Raw genomic sequence first — 16,134 nt, 5'->3', positions numbered from 1 at the left:
GACCGCCGTTTCCCGCCGGGCCCGCGCGAGTTGCCGGACCGGCCCTAGAGGGTGCCCTGCCGCCAGGCGCCGTGGCCGGTGTCGCGGTCCCGGTGCGTCAGGGCGGCCCGCATCTCGGGCTCGCCGATCGCGCGGATGCCGCGTACGGCGACGGACGTGAGGTACGTACGGTCGTCACCCGACACGTCGGAGTGCCGGGCCAGGGTGCCGAGCAGCCGCTGCCCGGCCGGTGACGCCCAGCGGGTGTAGGGGTGCACCTCGATCCGGGCGATGGCGAGACAACTCACCGTCAGAATCAGCGGCAGCAGGAACCACACGGCCACCGGGACCTCGCTCCCGGGGGACTGGCCCGGCAGCAGCAGGGCCGCGGCGGCCAGCGCGAGGACGGCGGCAGCGGCGGCCTGGACCTGGCGGACGGCACCCGCGACGGTGGTGCGGGCTCCGTCCGGGACGGCGAGGCCCGCCGCCACCAGGTGGTCCGCGAGACGGCGCATCGAGTCGCCGTCGGCCGTGCTCACCCGTACCGGCGCTATCCGGGACTGGCCCTCGGGGCCGATGGCGCCGATGACCGAGCGTTCCATGTCGTCGCGCCCGCGCGGATCCACCACCGTCGCCCAGCCGGTGTGTGCGAGCAGCAGCCGATGCTGACGGGCCATCGACACCAGGGTCAGATCGGCGACCCGGGCCGGGCCGCCGGACAGGAACGCCGCCTCGTACAGCGTGAGGTCGTGCCCGCGCGCCAGGTCCGCGTCGAGTGTCGCGGCATGGACGGCGGCGAGGCACAGCCGGGTGCAGGAGACACCGGCCGCTGCCCAGGCGATGAGCAGGAGAAGGACCCAGAACATGGCGTTTTTCTATGCCAAGGGCGCGGCGGGCGCCATGCTTTATTCACTATGTGGGACGGAGCGTTGCCGGTATGTGACGTTCCGTTGGCCGGGCGTCACGGGGCGGAGCGGTACGGCGTGCAGCGGCACTGTCCGGGGCTGTTCGGCACTGCCCGGCCGAAGGCGCGCCGACACGCGTCGTCAGAGAGTCGCCGTCGGTCGGGGCGTGAGGCGGGCGGCGGGAGCGAGCGGCCCGGGGCGGGGTCACCGGGACCGCCGGCGACGGGGACCCGGGCTGGGCCGGACCTCGTCGCACCGCGCAGGGCGGGGGAGTTGGTGAGCGGCGGCGGGCGCGCGGTCGCCGCGCCCTCGGCGCCGCACGCCCACGCGGCCGCGCCTGCGGGTCGGCGTGCGACCGCGGTCATCGCGCGGTGTCCGCCCGGCCGGTGGGTTCAACGGCCCAGCAGTGCCCTGCGGGTGGCGCGGGCCAGCCGGGCCACGGGACGCCCCGAGAGCGGGACCGGCCCTGATCGCTCCAGCCACCAGGCGCGCAGCCGCCGGGTCCGCGCGCCTTCCGGGAGCCCCGCGAGCAGAAGGTGTTCGGCGAAGTCCAGGGCGTCGCGCCGGTACCCGCCGGTCATCGGACGCCTCTGCGCGTACGCGAGGAACGCCGGCCGGTAGCCGTCCGCCAGGATCTCCGGCAGCTCCGGAGCGACCTTGGCCACGACGTCCGCCCGCTTGGCGGCGAGGGCGCGCGCCTGCACCCCGATCCGGACACGGTCGAAGCCCTCGGGTACGGGGGTTCCCGCGACGAGCGCGGACAAGAGGGCGGCCTGCGCCAGCCCCAGCCGCAGCCGGACGGCACCGGTGTCGTCCGCCTCGATGGCGGGGTGGCCCGTCTCCACGGCAGCGCCGTCGGCCTGTACGGAGGTGTCACCTGGTTGTACGGCGGTGCCGTCGGCCTGCGTGGAAGTACCGTCCGCCTGTACGGAGGAACCGCCCGCCTGTGCCGATGTGCCGTCCGTCTGTCCGGCGGTGCCGTCGGCCTGTGCGGATGTGCCGTCCGTCTGTCCGGCGGTGCCGTCCGGCTCTGCGGAGGAATCGCCCGCCTGTGCGGCCGTGTCGCTTGCCTGCGCGGTGCCGTCGGCCTGCGCGGGTGTGCCGTCCGCCTGTACAGCGGTGCCGCCCGCCTGTACGGAGGAACCGCCCGCCTGTGCCGATGTGCCGTCCGTCTGTCCGGCGGTGCCGTCCGCCGTACACGGGGAAGGGGCTTCCGCGTGCCGGGCGGTGCCGTCGGCCTGTGCGGCGGCGCTGTTGGGCCGCGCGGAGGTGCGGTCCGCCGGTGCGGCGGTGTCGCCGCTCCGCTCGGCTGTTCCGTGGGCGGGAGCCCCGGCCGGGGCTCCCGCCCACCGCACCGTCTCCCGGATCGCGGTCAGCTCCCGTTCCAGTTCGGCCGGTTCGGGGAAGTTCTCGTCCCGTTCGAGGAGGACGCCCGGCAGGGTCACCCGGGACGCGAGGTCGGCGAGGATGTCGAGCACGGGCCGGGGAACGGGATGGGCGTGGCTGTCGTGCCAGACGCCGTCCCGTTCGAAGCCGCCGGCGACGTGGACGTAGGCGATGGCCTCGACTGGCAGTTCGTCGAGCGCCTCGGCCGGGTCCTCACCGCGGTTGACCCGGTTCGTGTGGAGGTTGGCCACGTCGACGAGCAGCCGGACGCCGGTGCGGTCGACCAGGTCGTAGAGGAACTGTCCCTCGGTCATCTCCTCGCCGGGCCAGGAGACGATCGCGGCGATGTTCTCCACCGCGAGCGGAACGGGCAGCGCGGCCTGCGCCGCCCGGATGTTCGCGCACAGCACGTCCAGCGCGTCCCGGGTACGCGGAACCGGCAGCAGGTGCCCGGCCTCCAGCAGGGGTGACGCGGTGAGCGGGCCCCCCGCCCGGACGAACGCGATGTGTTCCGTGACGAGCGGAGACCCCAGCGCCTCGGCGCGTTCGGCGAGCGCCACGAGCCGCGACTCGTCGGGCCGGTCGGCACCGCCGAGGCCCAGGGAGACCCCGTGCGGCACCACGGTGACACCCCGCTCACGCAGCCGCAGCAGCGATTCGGGGACATGACCGGGGCACACGTTCTCCGCCACGGCCTCGACCCAGTCGATGCCGGGCATGCGCTCCACGGCGTCGGCGATCTCCGGCCGCCACCCGATTCCCGTACCCAGCCGCATCGGCTGCCGCATGTCCCCTCCTCCGTCACGGCCGCGACCGGGCCCGCTTGCGTGTCGCGCCCCCCGCGACGGCCCGTGTTCCGGCGTGACGGAGTCATGGCCCCGGGAGAGCGGGCCGAACCCACCGGGGCGGACGTTCAGAGCAACATTTGAGGTTCGCCGCCGGCAGCCGGAGCACGTTGTCCGGTTCCGGAGGGCTCCGGCCGGGCGGTGTCCGCCCCGCCGGGGCCGAGACCGAGGCGGACAGCGGCCCAGCGGATGTTCGGCGTCGCGGTCGCGGCCGGCGCTGTCGCTGTCGACCGGTCATTTCGCGCCACCTCTGCGAAGGAGACGGGCGGTCCGGTGGCGGGGTCCTTCGTTCGGGGACTGGTAACGCCAACTTCCGTTTCCCTAATATGTATTGTCGGTCGGGCCAGTCGGGTCGGCGCGACACGGATCTGGGGGAACGATGCAGCCTGGCGAGCAACTGTCCACGTCGATCGATGCCACGGTGCCCACGGCCGCGCGCATGTACGACCACTACCTGGGCGGCAAGGACAACTACGCCGCCGACCGGGCGGCCTGCGAAGAACTGGACAAGGTCGTCCCCAGCACGCGCGCGCTGGCGCTGAACAACCGGCGCTTCCTGCAGCGGGTGGTCAGGACGCTGACGGACGGATACGGAATCAGGCAGTTCCTCGACCACGGATCCGGTCTGCCCACCCAGAACAACGTGCACCAGGTCGCCCAGGCGATCGACGAGACCTCCCGGGTGGTCTACGTCGACGTCGACCCGATGGTGCTGGTGCACGGCCGGGCCCTGCTGGACCAGAACGACCGCACCGCCGTCATACACGCGGACCTGCGCGAGACCGAGGCCATCTTCGACCATCCCGACACCAAGAGGCTGATCGACCTCTCGCAGCCGGTGGCCGTGCTCTTCAACTCGGTGTTCCACTGCATCCCGGACAGCGACACCGACGGTCCCCTCGCCGTGATCAGCCGTGTCGCCGAACGGCTCGCGCCCGGCAGCTTCATGGTGATGTGCCAGCTTGTCAGCGAGGACCCCGAGGTCCGCAAGTTCGTCACCGACTTCATGGACACCGCGACGCAGGGCCATTGGGGCCGGGTGCGCCAGGAGAAGGACGTGGCGGAGTTCTTCGACGGAATGGACGTCCTCGAACCCGGACTGGTCGAGGTGTCCACCTGGCGCCCGGACACCGACGTCGTACCGCGCCAACTCACGCAGGAGTGGATCGAGTTCGGCGGAGTCGGCCGCATCCGGTAGAGCGGCTCGACGCCGCTCCGTCAGTGCGAGGCGCTGTAGCGCTGATCCACGGTCTCGCGCAGCAGCGCCAGGGACGCGCGCGGGCTGAGGGCCTCGTCGGCGAGCCGGTCGAGTACCACCCGGTACTCCTCCGTCTCGTCGCGGTCCTCCAGGAAGTTGGCGCTCCTGATGTGCTCCAGGTAGACGATGTCGGGCAGTTCGACGCCGCCGAAGCGCAGATACGTGACGGGGATGGCCGGTGCCGAGGCGTTCGTGACGTCCAACGGCACGATCTGCACGATCACATGGGGACGCTGAGCCATCTCGATGAGATGCTCCAGCTGGGCGCGCATCACCTCGCGGCTGCCCAGCACCCGAAGCAGTACGGACTCGTCGACGACGGCCCACAGTTGAGGGGCGTCCGTCCGGTCCAGCAACTCCCGTCGCCGCATCCGCAGTTCCACCCGGCGCTGCACCTCACCGGCCGGAGCCGTCGGCAGACCGCGTTCCACCACGGCCCGGGTGTAGTCGGGAGTCTGCAACAGCCCTGGAACGTACTGGATCTCGAAGGTACGGATGGTGGTGGCCGCCTCCTGGAGCCCGACCAGCCGGTCGAACCACTCGGGCATCAACCGCTTGTCGTAGCGCTGCCACCATCCCGGCTCTCCGGCCCGCTTCAGAAGTCTGAGCAGCACCGACGCCTCGTAGCCGTCGGTCCCGTACAGGTCGAGCAGCGCGCGGACGTCGCCCTCCGTGGGAGGCCGGCGGCCCTTGCCCGCCTCTATGCGCGACAGCTTCGCCCCGCTGAACCCCAGGGATCGCGCCGCCTGTTCCTGGGAGAGGCCCGCGTCCTCGCGGGCGCCGGCCAGCTGAACCCCGACCAGCATCTTCAGCAGAGTGGGGGCGGGCTCCTCCCGGCTCAGATACGGTTCGAGACGGGAGGTGCGGGGTGACTCGACGGACATCCTGACTCCCAGTCGACCGGCAGAAGACAGCCAAAATTATCGCACTGCGCCGGTCTTCGCCGCATGGAGAGACAGAAGTGGGCAACTATCCTTCCGTTTCAACGGAGTTCGGGAAGATCGAAGGCCGACTCAGAGCAGATGGTCGAACTCGCCGTCCTTCGCGCCGGCCAGGAACGCGGCCAGTTCCGCCGGGGTGTAGACGAGGGCCGGACCGTCGGGGTCACGGGAGTTGCGGACCGCGATGCCTCCGTCGCCCAGGGCGGCCACCTCGACACAGTTGCCCTCGGCGTTGCTGTGCCTGCTCTTGATCCAGCAGGCGCCCAGCGAGCTCGCCCGTACTCCGTTCGGCACTGATGGCACCACGCACTCTCCTTGCTGACGTTCCACGCGTGCGCGCCCGGCCCCCGGTCACAGGCCCGGGCCGGACCTCACGCGGCCCCTGTGTCTCTCTGTCTTCGTGCAATTTCTCGTGCAATTGCACGAACTGGCTGTCAGCGTGGATAATAGCCGTGGCGTCAACCTCGTTACCAGCGCCACGTGCTGACGTCGTTTCAGGGCTCCCTCGGGAGCGTGCCCGCCCGGGACGGACTGTCGGCCGCCCGAGCGCCTGACACTGTCCGACGCCTTCGGAGGGAGCGGAAATGGCAACACCACTCAGGAATCTGGAACACGTGTCGTGGGACGAGATCAAGGACTCCAAGGGGTCGGCGGAGGCCATCCCGTTCCTGCTCAACACCATCGCCTGGGGTGACGCGACAACGGCCAGGGCCGCACTGCAGGACCTGAGGGAACGAATCTGCCAGTACGGATTCGTGGTGGAGCAGGCGACGGCCGCGACCGTCCCCTTCCTCTGGGAACTCGCTGAACTCCCACAGGTCACCTGCCGGGTGCAGATAGTCCAGCTCCTGAAGGACATCGCGGACGCCCGCCAGTGGGAGCGGACGGCCGCCGCCTATCCCAAGCTCCTCAACCGCCGCGAGAACTGGGTGGGCTGGGAACGGGAAGCCCGCCAGGCCGTGCGCGCCCACCGCGGCAGCCTCCAGCACCTGCTGGCCGAGCCGGACACCGAACTCGTCCGGGTCACCACCGAACTCGCCTCGACACTGGCCGGCTGAGGCTCCCGGCGCAGGGGCCGGACTCAGCCCGCCGAGTCCGGCGCGCGTTCCGGCGGCAACGCCCCCACCCGGTCATGGCCCTCGACGGCGACGGTCAGTCCGGGCGCGATCTCCGTGAATCCCGCGTCACGGACCAACGGCAGCTCCGACGTGGTGAGTTCACTCCAGCGGGCCGGGTCCGCCGTACGCACGGAGAGGGCGAAGCCCGACTCGCGCCAGGCGGTCTGCTCCTTCTCCGACAGCTCCCACCAGGCCAGTTGGGCACCGTGACCCGTCTGCGCCATCGTCTTGCCGGCCGACATGTCGAGCTCCGGGTTCAGCCACAGTACGGGCGCCGCCGGATCGGCCGGTGCCGGCGGCTCCGGGTCGTCGAGGTCCGTACCGGACACCTGGAGCCGCGCCAGATCCTTCGGCCAGCCGTCCAGCGGCACCGGCGGGAAGACCCGTACCTCGGACGACGTCCCGGTCACCGTGATGCCCGGCAGCGCCTCGGCGCGCCGCCATTCCGCTCCGCGCGCCCGCCGCACCACCTTGCGGATCCGGGCGTCCTGCCAGTCCGTCATCGCCTGCGCCCACGGGCCGTCCCCGAGCGAACGCTCGTCGCTCAGGATGGTCAGCACGGCGCGCGCGGCGGTCTCCAGCGCGTCGGTGCGCGCGGGGGGAGCGGCCTTCTCGATGTGCACGACCAGCGGCAGCACGAACTGCCGTGCCTTGTCGCGCACAGTCGGCTCAGTACGGAACGGGCTGTCGTCGGTGGAATCGTCGGCGGGGACCGGGTCGCTGCTCACGTCCCCAGTCTGCCAGGCGCAAGATCCGTCCAGGGCGGACGGTTCCCACGGGCGCCGGCCCGGCGCCTCCGCCCGGACTTCCGGTCTCCGGTGTGCTGCGGCCGGGTCAGCCGGAACAAGCGGTGCGCTGCGCCTCGTGCCAGGCGCAGACGGGGCACAGCGTGATCCCCTTGTGCGACTCCGGGTATTCGGTCGGTTCACGGCACAGCACGCACTCCGCGTACGGCGGCCCGGCTTCCCCCGCCGCGCCGAGGGCGCGCGGTGACTCCCCGGCCGGCCCGTCCGCGTCGATCGCGCGGCTGTCGTCGCTCATGCCTTCAGCTTACGAGGGCCGGGCAGCCAGGGAGCACGGGAGCCAGGGAGCACGGGAGCGCGGAGCACCGGAAGCGGACTCAGTGCCGTGCGTCCGCGGCGCCGATCAGTTCGGACACCTTCACGAAGCGGAAGCCTCTGCGGCGCAGCTCCGGAACGACCGTGCGCAGCGCCCGCTCGGTCACCGGTGCCGCGCTGCGGGTGCAGTGCATGACGACGACGGACCCGGACCGCACCCCGTCGAGCACCTGTTGTGCCACGGCGTCCGCGTCCGTCGCGAACGCGTCCCCGCTCACCACGTCCCACTGCACGGCGGTGACCCCGGCCGCGCTCAGCGCCCGCAGCGACCGCTGGTCGTAACACCCGCCAGGGAAGCGGAAGTAGGGCATCGGGTCCCGCACCCCGGCCTTCCGGAAGGAGGCGTACGCCCGCTCCACGTCCGCGCGCATCCTGTCCTCGGGGATGGTCGGCAGCCCGTAGCAGTCGCCGGTGAAGGCGTAGTGGCTGTACGAGTGGTTGGCGATCTCGAACAGCGGGTCCTGCCCGATGTCCTTGGCCTCCCGCGGGTACTCGTCGGCCCATCGGCCCGTCATGAACAAGGTCGCGGGCACCTTGAACTTCCGCAGTGTCGCGATCAGCCGCGGATTGTCGAAACGCTCACCGGCCGCCGCCCTTGCCCCCTCGTCCGCGGTCATGTCCGCGTCGAACGTCAGCGCGACGGTCTTGTCCGGCGTGCGCGGCCCGTTCTTGAAGACGGGCGTCAGCCCGGCGGGACCGGGTGCGAGCGTGGGCGGCCGCGAGGGCGCGGCGGGGGCGGCCGCGGTGGCGGGCGCGTGGTGTCCCCGGCGCGCGGCATCCGGGATCGCCGGGGAGCCGCAGGCGGCGAGTCCGGCGCCGAGGGCTCCCAGGGCGCAGGTCGCGGCGATGCTCCGTACAGAGAGAATCATCGTGTGACGATATGCAGATAAGTGTGACTATTTGCCCAGGGTGGAGGTGTGCCGCTCGCATACGGCCCCGAAGTCACCCGGCTGGGGCTCCGTCCGGGGCCGTGATCCGCGAGGGCGGGCGGGGCGGGTGCGGGTGGCCCGGGGCCCGCACCGCCCCGCCATGCCTGCTCAGCCGGTCCGGTCGAGCAGATCGACGCTACGGGATTCGATCTGCTGTCCGACGAGGTGCAGGACCTCGGCGGCCGGTCCGGGGTCGAGACGGCGGCCGTCCCGCAGGCGCAGGGCGATCAGATCGGCGGCCGCCTCCCGGGGGCCGATCACCGCCTGGTACGGGACCAGCCGGGCGGCCCGCACCCGGGCACCCAGACTGCCCTGCTCCGGGGCGGCGAGTTCGGCCCGCAGCCCCTGGTCGCGGCAGCGGTGTACGAACTGGAGCGCCCGGTCGGTCTCGGCGTCGGAGACCGGCAGGACCACCAGCTGGGTGGGGGCGAGCCAGGCGGGAAAGGCGCCGCCGTGCACCTCGATGAGGTGGGCGACGGCCCGCTCCAGACTGCCGATCACGCTCCGGTGCACCATGACCGGCCGGTGTTTCCCGCCGTCGGCGCCGATGTAGTGCAGATCGAACCGCTCGGGCTGATGGAAGTCGACCTGAACGGTCGAGAGGGTGGCCTCGCGGCCAGCCGGGTCGCTGATCTGGACATCGATCTTCGGCCCGTAGAACGCGGCCTCGCCCTCCACGGCCTCGTACGCCACACCCGAGCCGTCGAGGACCTCGCGCAGCAGGGCGGCCGATCTGTGCCACAGCTCAGGATCGGCGACGTACTTCCCGCCGGGGCCCGGCAGCGACAGCCGGTACCGGGCCGCGCGGATGCCCATCGCGTCGTACGCCTCCCGGATCAACCCGAGTGCGGCGGAGGCCTCTTCGGCGACCTGGTCCGGGGCGCAGAAGATGTGCGCGTCGTTGAGCTGGATGGCGCGCACCCGGGTCAGGCCGCCCAGTACGCCGGACAGCTCGGAGCGGTACATGGCGCCCAACTCGGCCATTCGGAAGGGGAGTTCGCGGTAGCTGTGTGGGCGGGACCGGTAGATGAGCGCGTGATGGGGGCACAGGCTCGGCCGCAACAGCACCTGCTCCGAGCCGAGTTCCATCGGGGGGAACATGTCGTCGCCGTAGTGCGACCAGTGCCCCGAGATCTCGTAGAGCTCCTTCTTGCCCAGCACCGGTGAGTACACGTGCCGATAGCCCGCCCGGCGCTCGGCGTCGCGGACGTACTCCTCCAGGGCGTACCGCACGGCGGCGCCGTCCGGCAGCCAGTAGGGCAGTCCGGCCCCCATCAGGGGGTCGGTGTCGAACAGGTCGAGTTCGCGGCCGAGTCGGCGGTGGTCGTTCATGGTGGTCTCCTCGCTTGCGGAGGGCGAGCGACCACACGGCGAAGCCCCGGGGCACTCGCCCCGGGGCTTCGACTCACATCAGCGGTCAGCGCGCCGGGACACTCTCCGGCGTCGTCGTGTTCACTACGGCACGCTTCACGGCCCTCACGCTAGCAGCGGTACTTGCGGCGCACGGAACTTATCCCGCGGGCGCCTCCGGCCCGGTGCGCTCCTCCGGTTCCCCGGACGAGTCCTGAGGCGTCCCGGAATCCTCCGAGGCCAAGGGATCGTCGGGTTCCCCGGGCTCCCTCGGCGGTCCGGGCCTGCTCAGGATTCCGAACCCGTCCGTGTCCGCGAACGCCTCCGGAAGGCCGAGCGCCTCCGGCACTCCGTTGACCCGGTCCGGCGCGGCGGGAGCCTCCGCCGCCGGCTCCGTTGTCCCGGGCGCGGCCTCGGGCTGCTGTTCCCTCGGCGGCGGCTGCGGCGCCGCCACCGGTTGGGCGGGTGGGGCGGGCTGGGCTCGTTCCAGGAAGCGCAGCAGTTCCACGGGGAAGGGCAGGACGAGGGTGGAGTTCTTCTCGGCCGCGACGGCCACCACTGTCTGCAGCAGTCGCAGTTGGAGTGCCGCGGGCTGTTCGGACATCACCTCGGCGGCCTGTGCCAGCTTCTTGGACGCCTGAAGTTCGGCGTCCGCGTTGATGATCCGGGCCCTGCGCTCACGGTCGGCCTCGGCCTGGCGGGCCATGGACCGTTTCATCGTCTCCGGCAGCGACACGTCCTTGATCTCGACGCGGTCGATCTGCACGCCCCAGCCGATCGCCGGGCTGTCGATCATCAACTCCATGCCCTGGTTGAGCATTTCGCGGTTGGACAGCAGGTCGTCCAGGTCGCTCTTGCCGATGATCGAGCGGAGCGAGGTCTGCGCCATCTGGGAGACCGCGAAGCGGTAGTCCTCGACCTGGATGACCGCGTTCGCCGCGTCCACCACCTTGAAGTAGACGACCGCGTCCACCCGGACCGTGACGTTGTCCCGGGTGATGCCCTCCTGGGCCGGCACGGACAGGGTCACGATCTGCATATTGACCTTGCGCAGCCGGTCCACGAAGGGCACGACCATCGTGAAGCCGGGGGAGCGGACCTCCCCGGCGAGCCGCCCCAGACGAAGGACGACCCCACGCTCGTACTGCTTGACGACCCTGGCACCGGCCGCGACATAGACCACGCCGGCGGAAGCGGCCACCGCGATCGCCGCGATGATTTCCTGGACCATGACGACCCCCTTCCGAGTCGCCCAGTTTGTCTGTCTTCTCCACTTTACGTCGCGGGGGTGCGGTTGTTGTCTGGTCTGTCGCCGGGCGTCGTACGGTCCCGCCGCTCCGCGACGGGGCCTAGGCTCCCCGGCCCTCGACGAGTGGCTTCGCGTCGCGGGCGAGCGCGGTCAGCCGGGAGATCGCGCGGAAGTACTTCTTGCGGTAGCCGCCGTTCAGCATCTCCTCGCTGAACAGCCGGTCGAAGGGCATTCCGGAGGCGAGGACCGGCACCTCGCGGTCGTACAGCCGGTCCGCGAGCACCACGAGCCGCAGCGCCGTCGACTGGTCCGGGACGGGCTGGACGTCGGTGAGGCAGACCGCCGAGATCCCGTCGGTCAGCGCGCCGTACCGGCTGGGGTGGACGCGCGCCAGGTGGTCCAGCAGGTGCGGGAAGTCGTCCAGGGACGCGCCGTCGGTGGCGTACGCCGCCTTGGTGACCTGTTCGTCGGAGAACGGGGAGGGCGCCTCGGGCAGACCGCGGTGCCGGTAGTCCTCGCCGTCGATGCGCAGCGGGCGGAAGCGCGCGGACAGGCCCTGGATCTCGCGCAGGAAGTCGGCCGCCGCGAACCGGCCCTCGCCGAGCTTGCCCGGAAGTGTGTTCGAAGTGGCGGCGAGGGCGACGCCCGCGTCGACCAGCTTGCCGAGCAGGGTGGAGACGAGGACGGTGTCGCCCGGGTCGTCCAGTTCGAACTCGTCGATGCACAGCAGTCGGTGCCCGGAAAGGGTCTGCACGGTCTTCTGGAAGCCGAGCGCGCCCACCAGGTTGGTCAGCTCCACGAAGGTGCCGAACGCCTTGAGCGCGGGCTCCGCCGGGGTCGCGTGCCACAGGGAGGCGAGGAGGTGGGTCTTGCCGACGCCGTACCCGCCGTCCAGGTAGACGCCCCGGGGGCCGGCCGGAGTCTTCGGCGCCTTGCCGAAGCCGAACAGCTTCCGCTTGGGCGCCCCCACCGCGTGCGCCCCGCCGAGCCCGCCCGCGAAGCCTTCGAGGATGCCCACGGCCTGGGTCTGGCTGGGCTGGTTCGGGTCCGGGATGTACGTGGCGAAGCGGACCGAGTCGAAGCGCGGCGGCGGCACCATCTCGGCGACGAGCCGGTCGGCGGGGACGTGCGGCTCGCGAGCGCACAGGGACAGGGGTGCCGCTTCGGCTATCGGGTCGATCGCGGAGGCGGTGGAGGTGGACGACACGGTTCCCCACTCTATGCGCCGTGCCACACTGCTCGTCATGCGACGCCTGTTCCCTGTGACCTACGAAACAGCAGCCCAGGCCTCCGCCGAGGCCCCCGTGACGGATGTGACGGAGCGCGAGTGGGACCTCGGGGAACTGGCGGCGGCGTACGCCTACCCCGAGGTCCGCGAGCCCTGGCTGCGGGCCAACATGGTGTCCACGCTCGACGGCGCCGCCCAGCACGACGGGCGCTCGCAGCCCATCTCCAACGCCACCGACATGCGGATCTTCGGCGTCCTCAGGGGCCTCGCGGACGTCGTGGTGGTCGGAGCGGAGACGGTGCGGCAGGAGGGATACCGGCCGGCACGCGCGCGTGAGGCCTTCGCGGCCCTGCGCAAGGCCGCCGGGCAGGGCCCCGCGCCCGCGCTCGCCGTGGTCACGGCGAGCCTGGACCTGGACTTCTCGCTGCCGCTCTTCACGTCGCCGCTGGTGCCCACGCTGGTGCTGACGGGCGCCGCGGCGGCCCCGGACCGGATGGCGGAGGCCGAGCGGGCGGGCGCCCGGGTGGTGATCGCCGGGGACGGCGTGGGGATCGATCCGGCCCGCGCCGTACGGGCCCTGGGCGACCTCGGGCACACCAGACTGCTGACCGAGGGCGGACCCCGGCTGCTGGGCCAGTTCGTCGCGGCCGGTGTGCTGGACGAGATGTGCCTGACGCTGGCCCCGATGCTCAGCGCGGGCGACGCCCAGCGGATCGCCGGAGGGCCCTCGGTGCCCGTTCCGCGACAGCTCGAACTGGTGTCTTTGCTGGAAGAGGCCGGGTTCCTGTACAGCCGATACCGTCGGCCCTGACAGGCCGACGGAACGATAGGTTCCGTTTATCTTCCGACGGGCACACTAAATCGCGCAGTACCCGTGCGATCACGGGGCAGGATGGTTTCCGCAGGGGCCGTGACGGCCCACGGACGAGAAGGGCGCCTGTCGTGTTCACAAGCGTATTGATGATCGAGAAGGCCCTGACGTCCGCCGACGTGGAGTTCGTCACCACCTTGCACGGTGACGAGGCGGTCGCCTTCCATGTGCTGCTCCAGCCCCGGGGCGACCAGGCGGACCGGTTGCTGCGGGCCATCGACGACGTCGCGATGGGCGAGATCGACGAGGCGGCCCGCGAGGGCGACACACCGGAGGGCGAGGCGGCCGCCAGCCAGGGTGAGCAGGCGCTCGAAGTGTCGTTGCTCGCCCTGCGCTCCTCCGGCAGCGAGGCCGAGGGACGGCTCATCGAGGACCACCCGCTCGACGCGCTGAAGAGCCTGGTCGACGAGGTGAAGGCCGACGAGGTCATCGTGCTGACCGACCCCCACTACGTGGAGGAGTTCTTCCACCGCGACTGGGCCTCCCGGGCCCGCCACAAGGTGGGCGTACCGGTGCTGAAGCTGTTCTCGCACAGCAAGGTGTGAGCGGGCCCCGGGTTCCGGGGGCGTGAGCGCGCCGCGCGTGGCGCAGCCTCCGCCCCCGGGCGCGTGCGAGGCGCGGCTCCGCCACTCCCGCTTCCCGGGGAATCAGCGGCGCGGGCCGTGATTCCGGTCCAGGGGCGGCCCGGGGCCTACGGCCCATGGCCCGGCGTCCTGGCTTCCCCGGGAGACGGCTGGGCGTCCGCCCCGGGTGCCCGCGGCGGGTCCGCCGGTGTCCTAGGGCGTGTTTCGAAAGTAGCGTCGTCCGCCCGGAGGGCGGGGCTCGCGGCGTCTGGTGCGGTGCATCGCAAGGCGGAGGGTCGTCCGCGTACTGGGCGTACTCGGGCGATCCCGACAACGCGGCGTGGGGGTCCCCCCTGCTCGAAGAGCTTGGGGGAGGGCCGTGCCAGGCGTCGCGAGCCAGACGGGACTTTCGAAACACGCCCTAGTGAGGGACTGTCCGCCGCACCCCATAGGCTGGGTGCGCGCTCTGTCGGCAGAGCGCGCCCACCTTCGTACCGGATCTTGGGGAGATACACGCATGGCACCCGGCCTTCCTACCGCGATGGACCGACCGCACTTCATCGGCATCGGCGGCGCCGGGATGTCGGGCATCGCGAAGATCCTCGCGCAGCGCGGAGCGGCGGTGGCGGGCAGCGACGCGAAGGAGTCACCGACCGCCGAGGCGCTGCGCGCCCTGGGCGCCACGGTGCACATCGGACACGCGGCCGGCCACCTCGCCCCCGACGCCACCTGTGTCGTGGTCTCCTCCGCGATCCGCGCGGACAACCCCGAGCTCGCCCGCGCGGCCGAGCTCGGCATCCCCGTGGTCCACCGCTCGGACGCCCTCGCCCGCCTGATGGACGGCCTGCGCCCGATCGCGGTCGCGGGCACCCACGGCAAGACGACCACCACGTCGATGCTGGCCGTGTCCCTGTCGTCGCTCGGCCTCTCGCCGTCGTACGCCATCGGCGGCGACCTCGACGCCCCCGGTTCGAACGCCCTGCACGGCGAGGGCGAGATCTTCGTCGCCGAGGCCGACGAGTCGGACCGCAGCTTCCACAAGTACGCGCCCGAAGTCGCGATCATCCTCAACGTCGAACTCGACCACCACGCCAACTACGCGTCCATGGAAGAGATCTACGAGTCCTTCGAGACGTTCGTGGACCGTGTCACCGAGGGCGGCACGCTGGTGATCTCGGCGGACCACGAGGGCGCCCGCGAACTGACGCGCCGCGTCACGGGCCGTGACGTGCGCGTGGTGACGTACGGCGACGCCGCCGACGCGGACGTCCGGGTGCTCGCCGTGGTCCCGCACGGCCTGAAGAGCGAGGTCACGGTCCTGCTGGACGGCGCCGAGCTCACCTTCACCGTCTCCGTCCCCGGCCGCCACTACGCGCACAACGCGGTCGCCGCGCTGGCCGCGGGTGTCGCCCTCGGCATCCCGGCGGCCGAACTGGCCCCCGCGCTCGCCTCCTACACCGGTGTGAAGCGCCGCCTGCAGCTCAAGGGCGAGGCGGCAGGCGTCCAGGTCGTCGACTCCTACGCGCACCACCCGACCGAGATGACCGCCGACCTGGAGGCCATGCGGGCGGGCACCTCGGGCCGCATCCTCGTGGTCTTCCAGCCGCACCTGTTCTCCCGCACCCAGGAGCTGGGCAAGGAGATGGGCGAGGCCCTGTCGCTGGCGGACGCCTCGGTCGTGCTGGACATCTACCCGGCCCGCGAGGACCCGATCCCGGGTGTCACCAGCGAGCTGATCCTCCGGGCGGCACGGGCCGCGGGCGCGGAGGTGACGCCGGTCCACGACAAGGCCGAGGTCCCGTCCGCCGTCGCGGGAATGACGAAGCCCGGTGATCTCGTTCTCACCATGGGCGCGGGCGACGTGACGGATCTCGGACCGGAGATCCTCGCCCGCCTGTCCGCATGACCGTGGCTCCCAGTGGGCCTCCTTGAGCGTGAGGGGTTGAGCTTCATGTCGTACGACATCGAAAAGCCGGACGAGCAGTGGCGCGCGGAGCTGACCCCGGCCGAGTACACGGTGCTGCGCAAGGCGGGCACCGAGCCCGCCTTCACCGGTGAGTACACCGACACCAAGACGACCGGCGTCTACTCCTGTCGCGCCTGTGGCGCCGAACTCTTCACCTCCACGGAGAAGTTCGAGTCGCACTGCGGCTGGCCCTCCTTCTACGACCCGAAGGACTCCGACGCGGTCGAGCTGATCCAGGACCGCTCGCACGGCATGACACGCACCGAGGTGCGCTGCGCACGCTGCGGATCGCACCTCGGTCATGTCTTCGAGGGCGAGGGGTATCCGACGCCGACGGACCAGCGGTACTGCATCAACAGCATTTCGCTGCGGCTGACGACGGACGAGGGCTGACCCTGCCGGCGCTCCGAGGATCCTCACCGCTCACC

Annotated in this window: 16 protein-coding genes; 6 read left to right on the top strand and 10 right to left on the bottom strand. The window is 71.6% G+C overall.

The window, feature by feature from the left end; translation table 11 throughout:
* Positions 1-44: 44 nt before the first annotated feature.
* On the bottom strand, positions 45-845 hold the full coding sequence (locus tag OHT01_RS10515; RefSeq protein WP_328552877.1) for a TIGR04222 domain-containing membrane protein: 801 nt from the start codon (positions 843-845) through the stop codon (positions 45-47).
* Positions 846-1,276: 431 nt separating this feature from the next.
* The gene (locus OHT01_RS10510; protein WP_328552876.1) at positions 1,277-3,058 is read right to left on the bottom strand and encodes a multinuclear nonheme iron-dependent oxidase; all 1,782 of its coding nucleotides are present in this window, start codon (positions 3,056-3,058) and stop codon (positions 1,277-1,279) included.
* Between the two features lie 436 nt (positions 3,059-3,494).
* Between OHT01_RS10510 and OHT01_RS10505 the strand changes: the two genes are divergently transcribed.
* Positions 3,495-4,313 carry an SAM-dependent methyltransferase gene (locus tag OHT01_RS10505; protein WP_328552875.1) on the top strand — a complete coding sequence of 273 codons (819 nt, stop codon included), beginning with the start codon at positions 3,495-3,497 and terminating at the stop codon, positions 4,311-4,313.
* 20 nt (positions 4,314-4,333) lie between these two features.
* Here the strand turns inward: OHT01_RS10505 and OHT01_RS10500 are convergent, their stop codons facing one another.
* Together OHT01_RS10500 and OHT01_RS10495 are read right to left on the bottom strand one after the other, a co-directional pair.
* A complete protein-coding gene (locus tag OHT01_RS10500; protein WP_328552874.1) occupies positions 4,334-5,257 on the bottom strand; it encodes a helix-turn-helix domain-containing protein in 924 nt (307 codons plus the stop codon).
* Positions 5,258-5,386: 129 nt separating this feature from the next.
* Positions 5,387-5,617 carry a DUF397 domain-containing protein gene (locus tag OHT01_RS10495; RefSeq protein ID WP_328558077.1) on the bottom strand — a complete coding sequence of 77 codons (231 nt, stop codon included), beginning with the start codon at positions 5,615-5,617 and terminating at the stop codon, positions 5,387-5,389.
* 281 nt (positions 5,618-5,898) lie between these two features.
* Here OHT01_RS10495 and OHT01_RS10490 point away from each other — a divergent pair, with 281 nt between their 5' ends.
* Positions 5,899-6,372, top strand: a complete 474-nt coding sequence (locus tag OHT01_RS10490) for a hypothetical protein (RefSeq protein WP_328552873.1) — start codon at positions 5,899-5,901, stop codon at positions 6,370-6,372.
* A 23-nt stretch (positions 6,373-6,395) separates the two neighbouring features.
* On the opposite strand, the gene OHT01_RS10485 is transcribed toward OHT01_RS10490, so the two are convergent.
* From OHT01_RS10485 to zapE, 6 genes are all read right to left on the bottom strand, one after another.
* Positions 6,396-7,160, bottom strand: a complete 765-nt coding sequence (locus OHT01_RS10485) for a peptidyl-tRNA hydrolase (RefSeq protein WP_328552872.1) — start codon at positions 7,158-7,160, stop codon at positions 6,396-6,398.
* A gap of 106 nt (positions 7,161-7,266) precedes the next feature.
* On the bottom strand, positions 7,267-7,473 hold the full coding sequence (locus OHT01_RS10480) for a hypothetical protein (RefSeq protein ID WP_328552871.1): 207 nt from the start codon (positions 7,471-7,473) through the stop codon (positions 7,267-7,269).
* Between the two features lie 79 nt (positions 7,474-7,552).
* Positions 7,553-8,419 (bottom strand): polysaccharide deacetylase family protein, encoded by an 867-nt coding sequence (locus tag OHT01_RS10475; RefSeq protein ID WP_328552870.1) that lies wholly within the window; start codon positions 8,417-8,419, stop codon positions 7,553-7,555.
* Between the two features lie 168 nt (positions 8,420-8,587).
* Complete coding sequence (thrS, locus tag OHT01_RS10470) at positions 8,588-9,811, bottom strand: threonine--tRNA ligase (RefSeq protein ID WP_443043380.1); 1,224 nt, start codon at positions 9,809-9,811, stop codon at positions 8,588-8,590.
* Positions 9,812-9,989: 178 nt separating this feature from the next.
* Positions 9,990-11,060, bottom strand: coding sequence for a slipin family protein (locus OHT01_RS10465; RefSeq protein ID WP_328552869.1), 1,071 nt, complete (start codon positions 11,058-11,060; stop codon positions 9,990-9,992).
* A gap of 118 nt (positions 11,061-11,178) precedes the next feature.
* Complete coding sequence (gene zapE / locus OHT01_RS10460) at positions 11,179-12,324, bottom strand: cell division protein ZapE (RefSeq protein WP_328552868.1); 1,146 nt, start codon at positions 12,322-12,324, stop codon at positions 11,179-11,181.
* On the opposite strand from zapE, the gene OHT01_RS10455 reads away from it, so the two are divergent.
* The 4 genes from OHT01_RS10455 to msrB all read left to right on the top strand — a co-directional run bounded on the left by OHT01_RS10455 (position 12,323) and on the right by msrB (position 16,099).
* Positions 12,323-13,117 (top strand): pyrimidine reductase family protein, encoded by a 795-nt coding sequence (locus OHT01_RS10455; protein ID WP_328552867.1) that lies wholly within the window; start codon positions 12,323-12,325, stop codon positions 13,115-13,117. The genes zapE and OHT01_RS10455 overlap by 2 nt on opposite strands.
* A gap of 131 nt (positions 13,118-13,248) precedes the next feature.
* Positions 13,249-13,722, top strand: coding sequence for an indole-3-glycerol phosphate synthase (locus OHT01_RS10450; RefSeq protein WP_328552866.1), 474 nt, complete (start codon positions 13,249-13,251; stop codon positions 13,720-13,722).
* A 535-nt stretch (positions 13,723-14,257) separates the two neighbouring features.
* Positions 14,258-15,646 carry a UDP-N-acetylmuramate--L-alanine ligase gene (murC, locus tag OHT01_RS10445; RefSeq protein WP_328552865.1) on the top strand — a complete coding sequence of 463 codons (1,389 nt, stop codon included), beginning with the start codon at positions 14,258-14,260 and terminating at the stop codon, positions 15,644-15,646.
* A 45-nt stretch (positions 15,647-15,691) separates the two neighbouring features.
* Complete coding sequence (msrB, locus tag OHT01_RS10440; RefSeq protein ID WP_328552864.1) at positions 15,692-16,099, top strand: peptide-methionine (R)-S-oxide reductase MsrB; 408 nt, start codon at positions 15,692-15,694, stop codon at positions 16,097-16,099.
* Positions 16,100-16,134 lie beyond the last annotated feature (35 nt).

The organism is Streptomyces sp. NBC_00358 (assembly GCF_036099295.1).
Lineage (GTDB): Bacteria > Actinomycetota > Actinomycetes > Streptomycetales > Streptomycetaceae > Streptomyces.
The sequence above is the reverse complement of the archived record's forward strand: the minus strand, read 5'-3'. Positions and strand labels throughout refer to the sequence as shown.